The sequence below is a fragment of the Streptomyces sp. NPDC034086 genome, from assembly GCF_055575515.1.
In genome coordinates, this window is sequence record NZ_JBVISM010000018.1 from 93,589 (window position 1) to 111,791 (window position 18,203).

At 76.4% G+C, this 18,203-nt stretch carries 4 protein-coding genes; all 4 read right to left on the reverse strand.

The annotated features are described in order from the left end of the window. Positions 1–6: 6 nt before the first annotated feature. Entirely contained in the window at positions 7–1,431 is a 1,425-nt protein-coding gene (locus ACZ514_RS28825) for a DHA2 family efflux MFS transporter permease subunit (RefSeq protein WP_469126039.1), read from the reverse strand. Continuing rightward, on the reverse strand, positions 1,428–12,506 hold the full coding sequence (locus ACZ514_RS28830; protein ID WP_469126044.1) for an SDR family NAD(P)-dependent oxidoreductase: 11,079 nt from the start codon (positions 12,504–12,506) through the stop codon (positions 1,428–1,430). Before ACZ514_RS28830 ends, ACZ514_RS28825 begins: the two co-directional genes overlap by 4 nt. Before the next feature lie 4 nt (positions 12,507–12,510). Beyond that, positions 12,511–17,265: a type I polyketide synthase gene (locus ACZ514_RS28835; protein WP_469126040.1), complete on the reverse strand. Its 4,755-nt coding sequence runs from the start codon at positions 17,263–17,265 to the stop codon at positions 12,511–12,513. Positions 17,266–17,318: 53 nt separating this feature from the next. Then, positions 17,319–18,203: acyl carrier protein (locus ACZ514_RS28840; protein ID WP_469126041.1), on the reverse strand; the 885-nt coding region annotated here is incomplete at its 5' end.

Genomic DNA, 18,203 nt, shown 5'->3' on the forward strand with positions numbered 1-18,203 from the left:
ATCCCCTCAGCGGGTGGGTTCGGGGGCGGCCGGACGGCGTTGGGCCCGGACGAGCAGGACGGCGGACAGCACGGCCGCGGCGGCGAGGGCCAGGGACCATCCGAAGGTGACGGCGAAGGCGGAGGCCTTCTCTCGCGGGCGGCCCTCCGCACCGTCGAGGCCGCTCTGCAGGACGGTGACGAGCACCGCCGTGGCGAGCGAACCGCCCAGCCGTTGCAGGATGCTCAGCTGCGGTGAGGCGTCGCTGATCTTCTGCGGGTCGAGGCCGCGGAACGCGGTGGTCATGGCGGGCATGACGGACAGGCCGGCACCGAACCCCGAGACGGTCATGGCCGTCCCGATCACCGCGTAGGGCGTGTCGGTGCCGGCGAACACGAACGGCACCGCCGCCGCCAGGCTGAGGCCGGCGCCGACGAGGGCGGTCCGGCCGGTGCCGAGGCGTTCGGCGGCCCGGCCCGAGAGCCAGGTGGCCGCCGCCGCGCCGATGCTCGACGGCACCAGCAGCACACCGGTGGCGACCGGGTCCTCGTTCCGGAGGTCCTGGAAGTACAGCGGCATCAGCACCATCCCCGCGTACATGCCCATGGAGAGGAAGAACGTGGTGAGGGACGCGGCGCGGAAGACCCGGTCCCGGTAGAGCCGGATGTCGAAGAGCGGGTGGGCGGTGCGGAGCGTACGGACCGTGAAGAGGACGAGGAGGGCGGTGCCGGCGGCGACGGAGAGCAGGGGCACCGTGGGGGAACCGGTGTCGGTGCCGCCCAGGCCGTAGGTGAGGACGGCCATGCCGGTGGAGATCGCGGCCAGGCCCGGGACGTCGAGCGGCGGGGCCGCCTCGGGGCGGTCGGCCGGCAGGAGGCACACCGCGCACAGGACGGCGGCGGCGCCCACGGGCAGGTTGACCAGGAAGATCCACCTCCAGTCGGTGTAGTGCAGCAGCAGCCCGCCGATGAAGGGGCCGAAGACCGGGGCCAGCACGATGGGTACGCCCACGGTCGCCATGACCCGGGACATGTTCCGCGGCCCGGCCGTGCGGGCCAGGATCATCTGCCCCACGGGCATGATCAGGCCGCCGCCGAGGCCCTGGACCGCGCGGAAGGCGATGAGCTGTCCGGCGTCCTGGGCGGCCGCGCAGAGCGCGGAGCCCAGGGTGAACAGGACGACGGCCGCCACGTAGGTGCGGCGGGCGCCGAAGCGGCGGGCCGCCCAGCCGGAGACCGGGATGACCGCGGCGACGGCGAGGAGGTAGGCGGTGACCACCCACTGGACGGTGTTCAGCGGCGCGCGGAAGTCCGTACCGAGCGCGGTGAGCGCGACGTTGACGATCGTCGAGTCCAGGAACGACATCGTCGCTCCCACGATCACGACGGTGGCGGCCTTCCAGACCTCGCGGCCCAGGCCGGTGCGGGGTGCGGGTGCGGTGCGGGTCGTCATGCCACGGTCTCCGTCAGCCAGTGGTCGACGGCGGCGGCAGCGGCCCGCGCGTCGTCCTCCATCATCGTGAAGTGGTCACCCGGCACGTCCACCGCCGTGTGGGGCAGCGGCCAGGACGCCTGGTGGTCCCCGCCGTCGGCCAGGGAACGGCCCGCCCTGACGAGCAGCGTCGGGACGTCGGTGGCGGTGGGCCGCCAGGCCGGGAAGAGCCGGAAGTAGCCGCCCATGGCCGTGAGCCTGAGGTCGGTCATCCAGCCGAAGGCGTCCTCCCGTTCGAACATGGCCTCCGTCATCCGGGAACGGAACGCGGGCCGGGCCGCGTCGCCGGGCAGGAACGTGTCGAGCAGCACCAGCCCGGCGGGGGCGGCTCCGCCGCGTTCGAGGTGGGCGGTGACCTCCTGGGCGAGCCAGCCGCCCGAGGAGTACCCGGCCAGTGCGAACGGTGCGCCGTCCGCGAGGCGCAGGACCGCGGCGGCCGCGTGCGCGACGAGGGCGCCGGCGGTGGCGGGCAGCGGCTCGCCCTCGCCGTAGCCGGGGAGCGGGAGGACGTGGACGTCCCGGTGGCCGCGGAAGGGCGCGGCGAAGCGGGCGAACTGGTGGGGGCTGGACAGCGCGGTGACCGAGGGAAGGCAGATCAGCGCCGGAGCGCCGGTGCCGCCGGTGCCGCCGGTGCCGCCGGACAGGGTGACCGGTGCCGGGGCGCGGTCCGTGCCGTCCGCGGTGAAGGACGGGCGCAGCAGGGAGGCCGCCACGAGCAGGCCGGTGGCCTCCTCGACCTTGCCGTCCGCACAGGCCTGCCGGTAGAGCGCGGCGATGGGCTGCGCCGGCTCGGGCGGCCGTACGGGTTCCCGCGTCCGCGGAGTCCGGGCCGCCGCGAGTTCGCCGCGCATGTGCTCGGCGAGGTCGGCGGGGGTGGGGTGGTCGAAGACGGCCGTGGCGGACAGTCTCAGGCCGGTCGCGGTGTTGAGGCTGCCGCGCAGCCGCACCGAGGTCAGCGAGTCGAAGCCCATCTCCAGGAACTTCCGGTCCGGTTCGATCCGGTCGGCGGAGCTGTGGCCGAGGACGGCCGCCGTGTGTGCCCGTACGAGGGCCGGCAGGTCCTCCGGGTCCACGACGGGTACGGCCGTCGGGCCGCCCGCCGTCCGGCGGAGCGGGGCCGGTACCAGGCCGTGCAGCAGGGGCGGGAGCGCCTCGTGCCGGGCTCGGGTGCGCAGCGCGGGCAGGTCCAGGCGGATCGGCACCGCCAGGGCCCGGTCGTGTGCGGGGGCCGCGTCCAGGAGTGTGAGGGCCTCCTCGGTGGTGAGGGCGGCCATGCCGCCGCGCCGGATGCGGTCGACGTCACCCGCCTCGAGGGCACCGGTCATCCCACTGCGCTCCGCCCACAGACCCCAGGCCAGGGAGACACCGGGCAGACCCAGAGAACGCCGGTACTGGGCCAGAGCGTCCAGATAGGCATTGGCCGCCGCGTAATTGCCCTGACCGGGCGCACCCAGCAGACCCGAGGCCGACGAGAACAAGACGAACGCCGACAGCTCCAGACCGGCCGTCAGCTCGTGAAGGTTGAGGGCGGCATCCGCCTTCGGACGCAGCACCGCCTCGAAACGATCCGCAGTGAGAGACTCGATCACCCCGTCATCCAGGACCCCCGCCGTGTGGATCACAGCCGTCAGCGGATGCCCGTCCGGGACGGTGGCCAGGAGGGCGGCCAGGGCCTCGCGGTCGGCCGCGTCACAGGCGGCGACCCTCACCGAAGCACCCAGCCCCGACAGCTCGGCCACCAGATCCCCGCCACCACCGGAACGCGAGGCCAGCAGCAGATGGCGAACGCCGTGCACCCTCACCAGATGCCGGGCCACCGCCCGCCCCAGAACACCCGTACCGCCCGTGATCAGCACCGTCCCGCCCCCGGCGAACGACAGACCCCCAGAGCCCGGAACGGGGACGCGGACCAGGCGCGGGACCCGTGCCTGTCCCCCGCGCACCGCGAGCTGCGGCTCCACGCAGGTCAGATAGGGGCCCGGGTCGACGTGCCCGTCCTCCAGGTCCAGGAGGTGGAAACGGCCCGGGTGTTCGGACTGCGCCGAACGCACCAGACCCCACACCGCCGCACCCGCCGGATCACCGGCGCCGTCACCCACGGCCCCCCGGGTCACGAACACCACACGCTGCTCCCCGGGGCTCGCCAGGGAGCCCTGCAGGACCTCCAGGGCCCGGTGCAGGGCGGGACGGACACCCTCGGAGGTGTCCACCTCGCACACCGTGCCCGCGGGCAGCGGCTCGGCCGCGAGGGCCACCGGGGCCGCGACCCAGTCCACCGCGAACAGCGTGTCCTGGTGCGCGAGGTGTTCCGTGGCCATCGGGCGCAGGGCCAGTGAGTCGACGGTCGCCACCGGCGAGCCGGCCGCGTCGGTGACGGTGAGCGAGACCGCGTCGCCGCCCGCGGGGCTCAGCCGGACGCGCAGGGTGCGCGCGCCGGCCGTGTGCAGGCGGACGCCGTTCCAGGAGAAGGGGAGGCGGACGCCGGGGCCGTCGAGGAAGGAGCCGAGGCCCACGGCGTGCAGGGCGGCGTCGAGGAGGGCGGGGTGGAGGCCGAAGCCGCGCGCGGCCTCCTGCGGGCCCTGGCCGGGGCCGACCTCGGCGTACACCTCGTCACCGAGCCGCCAGGCGGCGCGCAGGCCCTGGAAGGCGGGCCCGTAGCCGAGTCCGGTGGCGTGGAGCCCTTCGTAGAAGCCGGTCAGGTCCAGGGGTTCGGCGCCGGCCGGCGGCCACTGGCCGCCGGTGGTGGCGGGCACGGGGGAGGTGGCCGGGGCGGCGGACAGGACGCCGGTGGCGTGGCGGGTCCAGGGTGCGCCGTCCTCCTGGGCGGGGCGGGCGTACGCGGTGACCGTGCGCCGGCCGTCCGGGCCTGCGGGGCCCACGGCGAGCTGGACCTGGACGCCGCCCCGCTCGGGCAGCACCAGCGGGGCTTCCAGGGTCAGTTCCTCCAGGTGGGGGTGGCCGGTCCGGAGGCCGGCGTGCAGGGCCAGTTCCACGAAGGCGGTGCCGGGCAGGAGGACGGTTCCGGCCACCGCGTGGTCGGCCAGCCAGGGCTGCGCGGTCAGGGACAGGCGGCCGGTGAACAGGAGTTCGTCGGAGCCGGCGACCGTCACCGTCGCGCCGAGCAGCGGGTGCCCGGCCGCATCCAGGCCCGCGGAGGCCATATCGCCCGCGGCAGCGGTGCCCTCCAGCCAGTACCGCTCGCGCTGGAAGGCGTAGGTGGGCAGGTCGACCCGCCGGGCGCCGGGGAAGACGGTGTCCCAGTCGACCGGCACGCCGTGGACGTGCGCCTCGGCGAGGGCGGCCGCGAAGCGGCCGGGGCCGCCGTCGCCGCGGCGCAGGGAGCCCAGCGCCGTGTCGGGCAGGCCGTGGACGAGCACGGGGTGCGGGCTGACCTCGATGAACACGCCGTAGCCGGCGTCGACGAGGGTGTCGGTGGCGTCGGCGAGCAGGACGCTCTGGCGGAGGTTGCGGTACCAGTACCGCTCGTCCAGTTCGGTGCCGTCCAGCCAGGCGGCGTCGACCGTGGACAGGAACGGGATCTCGGCCGGGCGGGGGGTGATCCCGGCAAGGGCGTCCAGGACGTCCGTACGGATCTCCTCCACGTGGGCGGAGTGGGAGGCGTAGTCCACGGGGATCCGGCGGGCGCCCTCGACGCCGGCGAGTACCGCGTCGAGGGCCTCGGGATCCCCGGAGACCACCACGGAACGGGGGCCGTTGACGGCGGCGAGCGACAGCCGCTCGCCCAGGTGCGCGGCGGCCTCCTCGCGGGACAGCGGCAGCGAGACCATGCCGCCGCGGCCGGAGAGGGCCAGGAGGGCTTTGCTGCGCAGGGCGACGACGCGGGCCGCGTCGTCGAGGGTGAGCGCTCCGGCGACGCAGGCGGCGGCGATCTCGCCCTGGGAGTGGCCGACCACGGCGGCCGGTTCCACTCCGTGGGAGCGCCACAGCGCGGCGAGGGAGACCATCACCGCCCACAGGGCGGGCTGGACCACGTCGACCCGGGCCAGGGCGGTCTCGTCGGTGAGGGCTTCGCGCAGCGACCAGTCCACGTAGGGGGCGAGGGCCCGCTCGCAGGCGGCCAGCCGGTCGGCGAACACCGGTGCGGAGCCGAGCAGGCCGTGGGCCATGCCCGCCCACTGGGAGCCCTGGCCGGGGAAGACGAAGACGGCTTTCGCGGCGGTGCGCGACGATCCTCGCAGCAGGCGCGGGGAGGGCTCGCCCCCGGCCAGGGCCGTCAGCCCTTCGGCGAAGGCGGCGGGGTCGTCGGCCACCACGGCGGCCCGGTGCTCCAGGGCGGCGCGGGAGGTCGCGAGGGAGCCGCCGATGTCGGCGAGGCGGTGGTGGGGCTCGTCCTCGGGGGACCGCGGCGCGGTCAGGCCCCCGAGGGCGGCGAGGAGGTTGCGGGCCTGCGCGCGCAGGGCTTCGCCGGTCTTGGCGGACAGCACCCACGGCAGTGCCGTACCCGGTGCGGGGGCCGGCCGGAGGGCGGCGGGCCCGGCGGCGGCGGGCACGGCGGCGGCATGGCCGAGGGGCGCGTGGTCGAGGGGGGCGTGGTCGAGGGGGGCCTGTTCCACGATCACGTGGGCGTTGGTGCCGCTGACCCCGAACGAGGACACCCCGGAGCGGCGGACCCGCCCGGTCTCGGGCCACGGCACGGGCTCGGTCAGCAGTCGCACGCCGCCGGCCGTCCAGTCGACGTGCGGGGTGGGTTCGTCGACGTGGAGGGTGCGGGGCAGGACGCCGTGGCGCATCGCCTCGACCATCTTGATGACGCCGCCGACGCCGGAGGCTGCCTGGGTGTGGCCGATGTTGGACTTGAGGGAGCCCAGCCACAGCGGCTGGTCCGCGGGCCGGTCCTGGCCGTACGTGGCGAGCACGGCCTGCGCCTCGATCGGGTCGCCGAGCCTGGTGCCGGTGCCGTGGGCCTCCACGGCGTCGACGTCCCGGACGCCCAGGCCTGCGTTGCCGAGGGCCTGGCGGATGACGCGCTGCTGGGAGGGCCCGTTGGGGGCGGTGAGCCCGTTCGAGGCGCCGTCCTGGTTGACGGCAGAGCCGCGGACGACGGCCAGGACCCGGTGGCCGTTGCGGCGGGCGTCGGAGAGCCGCTCCAGCAGCAGCATGCCCGCGCCCTCGCCCCAGCCGGTGCCGTCGGCGGCCGCGGCGAAGGACTTGCAGCGGCCGTCGGACGACAGGCCGCGCTGCCGGGAGAACTCCACGAACGTGTTGGGGGTGGCCATCACGGTCGCGCCGCCGGCCAGGGCCATCGCGCACTCACCGGACCGCAGGGCCTGGGCGGCCAGGTGCAGGGCGACCAGGGAGGACGAGCAGGCGGTGTCGACGGTGACGGCCGGGCCCTCCAGGCCGAGGACGTAGGAGATGCGGCCGGACAGGACGCTGCCGGCGTTGCCGGTGCTGAGGTAGCCGTCGATGCCCTCGGGGACCTCGCCCAGGCGGGAGGCGTAGTCGTGGTACATGACGCCTGCGAACACGCCGGTGGCGGTGCCGCGCACGGACGTCGGGTCGATGCCGGCGCGTTCGAACGCCTCCCAGGCGGTTTCCAGGAGGAGCCGCTGCTGCGGGTCCATGGCGAGGGCCTCGCGGGGCGAGATCCCGAAGAAGCCGGCGTCGAACTCGGCGGCGTCGTAGAGGAAGCCGCCCTCGCTGACGTACGAGCGGCCGGCCGCGTCGGGGTCGGCGTCGAAGAGCCCGTCCAGGTCCCAGCCGCGGTCGGTGGGGAACGCCGCGATGCCGTCGCCGCCCGCGGCCACCAGCTGCCACAGGTCCTCGGGCGAGCGCACTCCGCCGGGGTAGCGGCAGCTCATGCCGACGATCGCGATGGGGTCCTCGGTACCGGCGCCGGGGGTGACGGCGGCCGGGGCGGCCGCGTCGGCGGCCGGGGCCCCGGCCAGTGCCGCGCGCAGGTGCTCCACGAGGGCGGCCGGGGTGGGGTAGTCGAAGATGAGGGTGGCCGAGAGCCGCAGGCCCGTCTCGGTGGTGAGCCGGTTGCGGAGTTCGACCGCGGTGAGGGAGTCGAAGCCGAGCTCGGTGAACGCCTGGCCGAGGTCGACCGTCCGCGTGCTCGCGTGGCCCAGCACGGCACTGACGTGCGTACGGACCAGCTCGGCGAGCTGCTGTCCGGTCCACCGGGCCCGTGGGGCGGACGGGCCGGACGCGGCCGTCCGGCGGGCCGGCCCGCGGAGGAGGCCGCGCAGCAGCGCGGGGGGTGTGGCGTTCCGCGCCGCGCCCGACGGCGGGTCGAGGTCGAGGCGGGCGGGGACGAGGAGGGGCTCGTCGAGGCCGCCCGCGAGGTCGAAGAGGTCCAGGCCGTCGGCGGCGGACAGGGCGCCGACGCCGGAGCCGGTGATGCGCCGGCTGTCGCCGTCGGCCAGTCGCCCGCCCATGCCGCCGCCCTCCGCCCACAGGCCCCAGGCCAGGGACACGGCGCTGAGGCCCTGCGCGGCGCGGTGCTGGGCGAGCGCGTCGAGGAAGGCGTTCGCGGCGGCGTAGCCGGCCTGCCCGGGGGCGCCGAAGACGCCGGCGGCCGAGGAGAACAGCACGAACGCCGCCAGACCGGCGTCCCGCGTCAGCTCGTGCAGGTGCCAGGCCGCGTCGAGCTTGGGGCGCAGTACGGTGTCCAGCCGGTCGGGTGCCAGCGAGCCGATGACGCCGTCGTCGAGGACGCCGGCCGCGTGCACGACCGCCGTCAGCGGCCGTTCGGCGGTGATCCGGGCGAGCAGCCGCGCCAGGTCGGCGCGGTCGCCGACGTCGCAGGCCTCGATCCGTACGCGGGCGCCGGCCGCGGTGAGTTCGGCGGCGAGCTCGCCGGCGCCCTCGGCGGCCGGGCCGCGCCGGCCGGCCAGCACGAGGTGGCGTGCGCCCCCGGCCACCAGGTGGCGGGCCAGCAGGGCGCCGAGGCCGCCGGTGCCACCGGTGATCAGGACCGTGCCGTCGGGGTCCCAGGACCGCGGCTCGGCGGGGGCGGGGGCCGGGACCCGGGCCAGCCGGGGGGCGTACGGCGTGCCGTCACGGAGCGCGAGCTGCGGTTCGTCGAGGGCCAGGAGGGCGTTCAGGGCGGCCGGGTCGTCCGGGGCGTCGTCCGGGGCGCCTTCCGGGGTGGCGACGTCGATCAGGCGGAAGCTGCCCGGGTTCTCGGCCTGCGCCGACCGGACGAGGCCCCACAGCGGCGCCTGGCCGAGGTCGCGGACCGTCTCGCCCCGCCGGACGGCCAGGGCGCCGCGGGTCACCAGGACCAGCTGCGAGGAGGCGCACCGGGGGTCGGCGAGCCAGGTCTGGAGGAGTTCCAGGACGCGGTGCGCACCGGTGTGGGCCGCGGGGACCAGGTCGTCGCCGGTGCGGGGGCAGCGGACGAACACGGCGTCGGGGACGGTGTCCAGCGCGGCCAGGTCGGCGGCCGAGGTGATCCAGCGCGGCGGCGCTCCGGCCGGCTGCGCGGGGGTGGCGGGCCGGGGCAGGGCGGCCCAGTCGACGCGGAAGAGGGAGTCGCGGTGCCGGTGGGTGCGCCGGGCCGCGGCCGGGCGCAGGGCGAGCGCCTCGACGGTGGCCACCGGGGCGCCCGTCCGGTCGGCGGCCTCCAGGGACACGCTGTCGGGGCCGGCCGGCGACAGCCGTACCCGGAGCGTCGCGGCGCCGGCCGCGTGGAGGGTCACGCCGCGCCAGGAGAACGGGAGGCTCGCGGCGCCGTCGGTGACGAAGTCACCGAGCCCGACGGCGTGCAACGCGGCGTCCAGCAGGGCGGGGTGGAGGCCGAAGCGGGCGGCTTCGGCCTCCGCGGGCAGCCGTACCTCGGCGTACACGTCCTCGCCGCGGCGCCATGCCGCCCGCAGCCCCTGGAACGCGGGCCCGTACCCGAAGCCGACCTCGACGAGGTGGTCGTAGAGCCCCTCGACGGACACCGGTTCGGCGCCCGCGGGGGGCCATTCGCTCAGGTCGGGGCCGGCGGGCGGGGTGGCGGCCGGGGAAGGGGCGGCCGTCAGGGTGCCGGTGGCGTGCCGGGTCCACGGCACGTCGCTGCCGCGGGAGTGGAAGGTCAGGGAGCGGCGGCCGTCCGCGTCCGCGGGTCCGACTCCGACCTGGATCTGGACCGCGCCCCGTTCGGGGAGGACCAGCGGCGCCTCGATGGTGAGTTCTTCGAGGCGGGAGCAGCCGACCTGGTCGCCGGCGCGGACGGCCAGCTCCACGAAGGCGGTGCCGGGGACGAACACGGTGCCCAGGACGGCGTGGTCGGCGAGCCAGGGGTGGGTCCGCAGGGAGAGACGGCCGGTGAACAGGACCTGGTCCGCCTCGGCCAGGGTCACCATGGCTCCGAGCAGGGGGTGGTCGGCCGGTCCCAGGCCCGCGGCGGCCACGTCGCCGGGCGCGGTCGTGCCGGGCCAGTAGCGCTGCCGCTGGAAGGGGTACGTGGGCAGGCCGACGCGGCGTCCGGGGAGCAGCGGGGCCCAGTCGACGGGGAGGCCGCGGGTCCAGGCCTCGGCGAGCGCGCCGAGGAAGGCCTCGGGCTCGGGCCGGTCCTTGCGCAGGACGGGCGTCAGCAGCCCGGAGAAGGCCTCGGGGAGGGATTCGCCCGCCATGGCGGCGAGCACGCCCTGCGGGCCGAGCTCCAGGAAGTGCTCCACCCCCTGCGCGGCGAGGTGGGCGATGCCGTCGCCGAAGCGGACGGCGGACCGGACGTGCTCGACCCAGTAGTCGGCGGTGAACTCTTCGACCTGCCCGCCGGTGACGTTGGAGACGACCGGAACGGACGGGGCCGCGTACTCCAGCGTCTCCGCGACCTCGCGGAACGCCTCGAGCATCGGCTCCATCAGAGGCGAGTGGAACGCGTGCGAAACGGTGAGGCGCTTGGTCGTGCGCCCCTGGGCGGCCAGCCGCTCGGCCACCTCCAGGACAGCCGCCTCGGCGCCCGAAATCACCACCGAAGAGGGCCCGTTGACCGCCGCGATGTCCACCTCGGCGGACAGCAGCGGGCGTATCTCGTCCTCACCGGCGCGGACGGACACCATCGCCCCGCCCTGCGGCAGGGCGCCCATCAGCGCACCGCGCGCCGCCACCAGACGCGCCGCGTCCCCCAGGGACAGCACCCCCGCCACATGCGCGGCCGCGATCTCACCGATCGAATGACCCGCCACGAAGTCCGGACGCACACCGAAGGACTCCACCAGCCGGTACAACGCCACCTCGAGCGCGAACAGGGCCGGCTGGGTGAACTCGGTGCGGTGAACCTCCTCCCCGCCCCCGAAGACGATCTCCTTCAACGGGACGTCGAAGTGGGCGCACACCTCGTCGAACGCGGCCGCGAACACCGGCTGGACGTCGTACAGCTCACGCCCCATCCCCGCACGCTGCGCCCCCTGCCCCGAGAACAGGAAGGCGGCTTTGCCGCCCGAGGCCACGCCCTCGACGAGGTCCTCCCGGTCGGCTCCCGGCACCACGCCCCGGTGGGCGAAGGGCGTCGACAGGGAGAGGGAGTGGGCCAGGTCGGCGGGGTCCAGCTCCGGGTGGTCCTGTGCGTACGAGCGGAGCTGGGCGGCCCGCGCGCGCAGCGCCCCGGGGGTGTGGGCCGACAGCAGCCACGGGGCGGCGGCGGTGCGCGGCGCGCGCGGCTCGTGCGTACGGTCCTGGGGCCGGGCGTCCTCGGGGGCGGCCTGCTCGACGATCAGGTGGGCGTTGGTGCCGCTGACGCCGAAGGCCGACACGCCGGCGCGGCGCGGTCCGCCCGTCTCGGGCCAGGGCGTGGGCTCGGTCAGCAGGCGTACGCCGCCGGCCGACCAGTCCGCGTGCGGGGTCGGCTCGTCCACGTGCAGGGTCTTGGGCAGGGTGCCGTGCTGGATGGCGAGCACCATCTTGATCACCCCGGCGACGCCGGCCGCGGCCTGGGTGTGGCCCAGGTTCGACTTGACCGAGCCCAGCCACAGCGGCCGGTCGGCGGTGCGGGCGCGGCCGTAGGTGGCGAGCAGGGCGTGCGCCTCGATGGGGTCGCCGAGCCTGGTGCCGGTGCCGTGGGCCTCGACGGCGTCGACCATGTCCGGGGACAGCCGGGCGTTGGCCAGGGCCTGGCGGATGACGCGCTGCTGGGCGGTGCCGTTGGGGGCGGTGAGCCCGTTGGAGGCGCCGTCCTGGTTGACCGCCGAGCCCCGCAGGACCGCGAGGACGGGGCGGCCGTTGCGCCGGGCGTCGGAGAGCCGTTCGAGGACGAGGAGGCCCGCGCCCTCGCCCCAGCCGGTGCCGTCCGCGGCAGCGGCGAAGGGCTTGCAGCGGCCGTCGGCGGCGAGCCCGCGCTGCCGGCTGAACTCGACGAAGACCCGGGGGGTGGCCATCACCGTGGCGCCGCCCGCGAGGGCCAGGGCGCATTCGCCGCGGCGCAGCGCCTCGGCGGCCAGGTGCAGGGACACCAGGGAGGACGAGCAGGCGGTGTCGACGGTGACGGCGGGGCCTTCGAGCCCGAGGACGTAGGACAGCCGGCCGGAGAGGACGCTCGCCGCGTTGCCGGTGCCGACGTAGCCTTCGAGGCCCTCTTCCGGGGCCGGGCCGAACAGGGTGCCGTAGTCCTGGCCGTTGGTGCCGACGAAGACGCCGGCCCGGCTGCCGCGGAGGGCGGCCGGGTCGAGTCCGGAACGCTCCAGGGCCTCCCAGGCGACCTCGAGCAGCAGCCGCTGCTGGGGGTCCATGGCGCGGGCCTCGCGCGGGCTGATGCCGAAGAAGGCGGGGTCGAAGTCGGCGGCGCCGGCGAGGAAGCCGCCCTCCCGGACGTAGCTGGTGCCGGCCCGGTCGGGGTCCGGGTCGTAGAGCGCGGCGAGGTCCCAGCCGCGGTCGTCGGGGAAGGGGGCGAGCGCGTCGGTGCCGTCGGCGAGGAGGGTCCACAGCTGTTCGGCGGAGTGCGCGCCACCGGGGAAGCGGCAGCCCATGCCGACGATGGCGATCGGCTCGTGGCTGAGGTCCTCGGCGTCCTTCAGCCGCCGGTTCGCTTCGTCCAGGTCGGCCGTGACCCGCTTGAGGTATTCCAGGAGCTTGGTCTCGTTCACCATGTCAGCGGGTCCCGTATTTCTGGTCGATGTAGGCGAAAAGGTCGTCCGCCGTGTCCAAGGCCGGCCGGGTGTCGGCAGTCGTCGCGCCGTCCGCGCCGGCGCCGGGTCCGGATCCCGCGCCGGCGCGGGCCAGCAGGTTCTGGAGGCGGGTCACGGCCTCCGCCCGTACGTCGGGGGCGTCGAGGACCGCGAGGGCGTCCTCCACGCGGTCGAGGTCGGCGAGGAGGCGGGCGGCGGCGGTGCCGCCGAGTTCGGCGTCGAGGTGCTCCGCGAGGGCCTGCGGGCTGGGGTGGTCGAAGACCACGGTCGTGGCGAGGTCCAGCCCGGTGCGGGCGCCGAGGACGTTGCGCAGGTCGACGGCGGTGAGGGAGTCGAAGCCGAGTTCGCGGAAGGGCTGGGTGGGAGTGACCGCCCCGGGACCGCCGTGTCCGAGGACGGCCGCGGCCTGGGTGCGTACGAGGTCCAACAGGGCGGCGGCGCGTTCCGTGTCCGGGAGCAGGGTGATGCGTTCGCGCCAGTCGGGTTCCGCGGTGGTGCGGGGGCGGGCTTCCTCGATGCCGGTGAGGAGCGGGCTGGGCCGGACGGTGGTGAAGCCGGGGGCGAACAGGGCCCAGTCGATGTCGGCCACCGCCAGGCAGGCGTCGCCGTGGTCGAGGGCCTGTTGGAGTCCCTCGATGGCGTGCGCGGGCCGCATCGGGCGGATGCCGTGGCGGCGCAGGCGCTCGCCGACGGCCGCCTCGTCCTCGGCCATGCCGCCTTCGGCCCAGGCGCCCCAGGCGACGGCGGTGGCGGGCAGTCCGTCGGCGCGCCGCTGGTCGGCGAAGGAGTCCAGGAAGGCGTTGGCGGCCGCGTAGTTGGCCTGGCCGGAGCCGCCGACCGCGCCGGCGAAGGAGGAGAACAGGACGAACGCCGACAGGTCCAGTCCGGCGGTGAGTTCGTGGAGGTTGCGGGCCGCGTCGGCCTTGGGGCGCAGGACCGCCGCGAACCGTTCGGGGGTGAGGGAGTCGATGACGCCGTCGTCGAGGATCCCGGCGGTGTGCACCACGGCCGTCAGGGGCAGGTCGGCGGGGACCGCGTCGAGCACCGCGGCGAGCGCCTCCCGGTCGGCCGCGTCGCAGGCCGCGAGGGTCACGCGGGTGCCCGCGGCGGTGAGTTCGGCGGCGAGTTCGCGTGCGCCGGGGGCCCGCTCGCCGCGGCGGCTGGTCAGGAGCAGGTGTGCGGCGCCGGACGCGGCGAGCCAGCGGGCGATGTGGCCGCCGAGGGCGCCGGTGCCGCCGGTGACCAGGACGGTGCCGGAGGGACGCCAGGGCGTGACGGCGGCCGAGGTCCTGCGTACGCGGACCAGCCGGCGGGCGAGGACGCCGGCGGGCCGGATGGCCAGCTGGTCCTCGGCGCCGGTCCCGGCGGGGGCGCCGGCCAGCAGGAGGGCGGCGAGCCGGTCGAGGGCGGGGGCGTCGAGCTCCGCGGGGAGGTCGACGAGCCCTCCCCACCGGGCGGGGGTTTCCAGGGCGGCGGCCCGGCCCAGGCCCCAGACCTGTGCCTGGCCGGGGTCGGCGGGCCGGTCGCCGGGTCCGGTGGAGACCGCGCCGCGGGTGGCGCACCACAGCGGTGCGGTGGTTCCGGCGTCTCCGAGGGCCTGGTGCAGCCGCAGGGCGGCGTCCAGGCCGGGGTCGCCGGGGTCGGCGGGCAGGAGCAGGACGCCCGCGCAGCGGTCGGCGGCGGCCAGGGCGGTGAGCAGGCGGACGGTCAGGGCCTCGCGGTCGTGGCCGGTGCCGGGGGTCAGGTCCAGGCGGGCGGTGGTGGCTCCGCGGGCGGCGAGCGCCCCGGTGACCAGGTCGAGTTCCCGCGGGCGCGGGCCTGCCACCAGCCAGGTGCCCTCGGGGGCGGGGGCGGCGGGGGTGGCGGCGAACGGCTGCCACTCGATGCGGTACTGGAGGCCGGCGGCGGGGTCCTGGGCGCCGGCGGCGGGCCGGCCGGCGCTCTCGCCGGGGCGGGCCCAGTAGCGGGTGCGCCGGAACGCCGTGGTGGGCAGGGGCACCCGGTGTACGGGGTGCCCGGCGAAGACGCCGGTCCAGTCCGGGGCCGTACCGTGCACGAACAGCTCGCCCAGGGCGGCGGTGACGGTCTCCCGCTCGGGCCGGTCGCGGCGCAGGGCCGGTACGAGGACGGCGCCGGGGCCGCTCACGCAGTCCTGTCCGGCGGCGGCGAGCACGCCGGAGGGGCCCAGCTCGAGGAAGCGGCGTACGCCCCGGGCCTCCAGGTGGCGCATGCCGTCGTGGAAGCGGACGGCCGCGCGGACGTGCCGGACCCAGTACGCGGGCCCGGCGAGTTCGGCCGGGTCGGCGGTGCGTCCGGTGACGTTCGAGACGATGGGGACGGACGGCTGGTGGAAGGTGAGCGTCCGCGCGATGCGGCCGAACTCGGCGAGCATCGGCTCCATCAGCGACGAGTGGAAGGCGTGGCTGACGTTGAGCCGCTTGGTGCGGTGGCCCGCGGCCTCCAGGAGCCCGGCGGTCCGCGCGACCGCGTCCTCGGGGCCGGAGACGACCACCGCGCGGGGGCCGTTCACCGCGGCGATGTCGGCGCCGGCCGTCAGCAGGGCGCGCACCTCGTCCTCGGCCGCCCGGACGGAGACCATCGCCCCGCCCCCGGGCAGCGCCTCCATCAGCCGGCCGCGGGCGGCGACCAGCGTGGCGGCGTCGGGGAGGGTCAGCACGCCGGCGACGTGGGCGGCGGCCAGTTCGCCGACGGAGTGGCCGAGGAGGAAGTCGGGGCGTACGCCCCAGGACTCGAAGAGCCGGTACAGCGCCACCTCCAGGGCGAACAGCCCGGCCTGGGTGTACCGGGTGCGGTCGAGGAGTTCCGCCCCGCCGCTCACCACCTGCCGCAGCGGGCGGTCCAGGTGTGCGTCCAGGGCGGCGCGGGCCGCGTCGAGGGCCTGCGCGAAGACCGGGAACGCCGTGTACAGCTCGTCCCCCATGCCGGCGCGCTGGGCGCCCTGGCCGGTGAACAGGAACGCCAGCCCGCCGGGGGCGGCGCTGCCGTGCAGGACGCCGGGGTCCGGAGTGCCGTCGGCGAGCGCCGCCAGCCCCTTCAGGAGGGCGTCGCGGCCGTCGGCGACGACGGCCGCGCGGCGGTCGAAGGTGGCGCGGGTGGTGGCGAGCGAGTGGGCCACGTCGCGGGGGGACAGGTGCGGGCCGGCCTGGAGGTGGGCGTGGAGGCGGGCGGCCTGGGCGCGCAGCGTCTCGTCCTCGCGGGCGGAGAGCACCGCGAGGACGGGCGTCCCGGCGGCGGCGGGGGCCGCTGGGTCGGCGGGGGCGGCGCCGGTCGCGGGGCTCCGGTCGTCCTGCGCGGACGGCTCGGGGTCGGGCGTGTGCTGCTCCAGGATGACGTGGGCGTTGGTGCCGCTGATACCGAACGAGGACACGCCGGCGCGGCGCGGCCGCCCCTCCGGCGCGGGCCAGTCGAGGTTCTCCGTCAGCAGCCGCACGGAGCCGGCCGACCAGTCGACCCGGGGGGTGGGCTCGTCCACGTGCAGGGTGCGCGGGAGGACCCCGTTGCGGATGGCCTGGACCATCTTGATGACGCCCGCCACGCCGGCGGCGGCCTGCGTGTGACCGATGTTCGACTTGACCGACCCGAGGCGCAGCGGCCGGCCGGCCGGGCGGTCCTGCCCGTACGCCGCGATGAGGGCCTGCGCCTCGATGGGGTCGCCGAGGGTGGTGCCGGTGCCGTGCGCCTCGACCGCGTCGACCTGGTCGGGTGTCAGGCGGGCGTGGGCGAGGGCCTCCTCGATGACGCGCTGCTGGGCGGGGCCGTTGGGGGCGGTCAGGCCGTTGGAGGCGCCGTCCTGGTTGACGGCGGAGCCGCGGATCACCGCGAGGACGGGGTGGCCGTGGCGGCGGGCGTCGGAGAGCCGCTCCAGCAGCAGCATGCCCGCGCCCTCGCCCCAGCCGGTGCCGTCCGCGGCGGCCGCGAAGGCCTTGCAGCGGCCGTCGCGGGCCAGCCCGCCCTGGCGGCTGAACTCCGCGAACAGGGTGGGTGTCGACATGACGGTGGCCCCGCCGGTGAGGGCCAGCTCGCACTCGCCGCGGCGCAGCGCCTGGCCCGCCAGGTGCAGGGCGACGAGGGAGGCGGAGCAGGCGGTGTCGACGGTGACGGCGGGCCCCTGGAGGCCGTAGACGTAGGAGAGGCGGCCGGAGAGCACGCTGGCGGCGTTGCCGGTCATGATGTGCCCGGCCAGGTCGTCGGCGGAGTGGACGGCCACGGGGGTGTAGTCCTGCCCGTTGGTGCCGACGAACACGCCGGTGCGGCTGCCGCGCAGGGTGTCCGGGGCGATCCCGGCGCACTCGAAGGCCTCCCAGGAGGTCTCCAGCAGCAGCCGCTGCTGGGGGTCCATGGCGAGGGCCTCGCGCGGGGAGATCCCGAAGAAGGCGGCGTCGAAGTCGCCCGCGCCCTCGAGGAATCCGGCCCGGCGGGCGTGGGAGGCGCCGGCCCGCTCCGGGTCGTCGCAGAGCAGGCCCGCCAGGTCCCAGCCCCGGTCGGTGGGGAAGCCGGACAGGGCGTCGCCGCCCGAGACGAGGAGCCGCCACAGGTCTTCGGGGTTCCGGACGCCGCCGGGGAAGCGGCAGCTCATGGCGACGACGGCGATCGGCTCGGCGTCCCGGTCCTCGCTCTCGCGCAGGCGTTCCCGGGTCTGCTCCAGCTCGGCCGAGACGCGCTTGAGGAAGTGGCGGAGTCTTTCTTCGTTGGACACGTGAGGGTTCTCCCTGGCGGAGGGGCGGGCGGCGGCGGGGCGGGCGGCGCTGCTCATGAGATGCCGAACTTCTCGCCGAGCAGGCCGAACAGTTCGTCGTCGGTCGCCGCTTCGTACGCGTCGGCGCCGGCGGCGCGGTCCGGATGGCCGGAGGCCTCCCGGCCCTGCGCCAGCAGGGCCTGCAGCCGCCGCATGATCGTGGTGTGCTCGCCGGTGCCCGGCTCGAGCCGGTCCAGTGCGCGTGTGAAGCGGGCGAACTCCTCCAGCGCGGACGGGCCGTCCGCGCCGGCTTCCCCGCACAGCTCGGAGCGCAGGTGGCCGGCGAGCGCGGCCGGGTCGGGGTGGTCGAAGACCACGGTGGCGGGCAGGGCCAGGCCGGTGGCCGTGCTCAGCCGGTTGCGCAGTTCCACCGCCGTCAGGGAGTCGAACCCCGCCTCGCGGAAGGCCCGCCGGGGGGCGACCTCGTGCGGGGTGGCGTGACCGAGGACGGCCGCCACGTGCGTACGGACCAGCTCGAGCAGGGCCCGTTCCTGCGCCTCGGCGGGCAGGCCGGGGAGGGTGTCCCGCAGGGAGCCGCCGGTGGCCCGGCCCTCCTCCAGCGCCTCGAGTACGGTCCGCGCCTCGGGTACGCCCGTCAGGAGCGGGCTGGGGCGGCCGGTGACGAAGGCCGCCGCGAAGCGTTCCCAGTCGACGGAGGCGACCACGAGGGTGGTCTCGTCGCGGTCCAGTGCCTGCTGGAGTGCGGTGACGGCCAGGTCGGGGGCCATCGGCAGGAGGCCGCCGCGGCGCATGCGGGCGGTGACGGCGTCGGATCCGGTGGCGAGGCCGCTGTCCCCCCAGGCTCCCCAGGCGAGGGAGGTGGCGGGCAGTCCGTCGGCCCGCCGCTGCTCGGCCAACGCGTCCAGACAAGCATTCGCCGCCGCGTAATTGCCCTGACC

Excerpts from the sequence above, each read along its gene's own strand:
- ACZ514_RS28825 (WP_469126039.1), bottom strand. The coding sequence starts at position 1,431 with ATGACGACCCGCACCGCACCCGCACCCCGCACCGGCCTGGGCCGCGAG.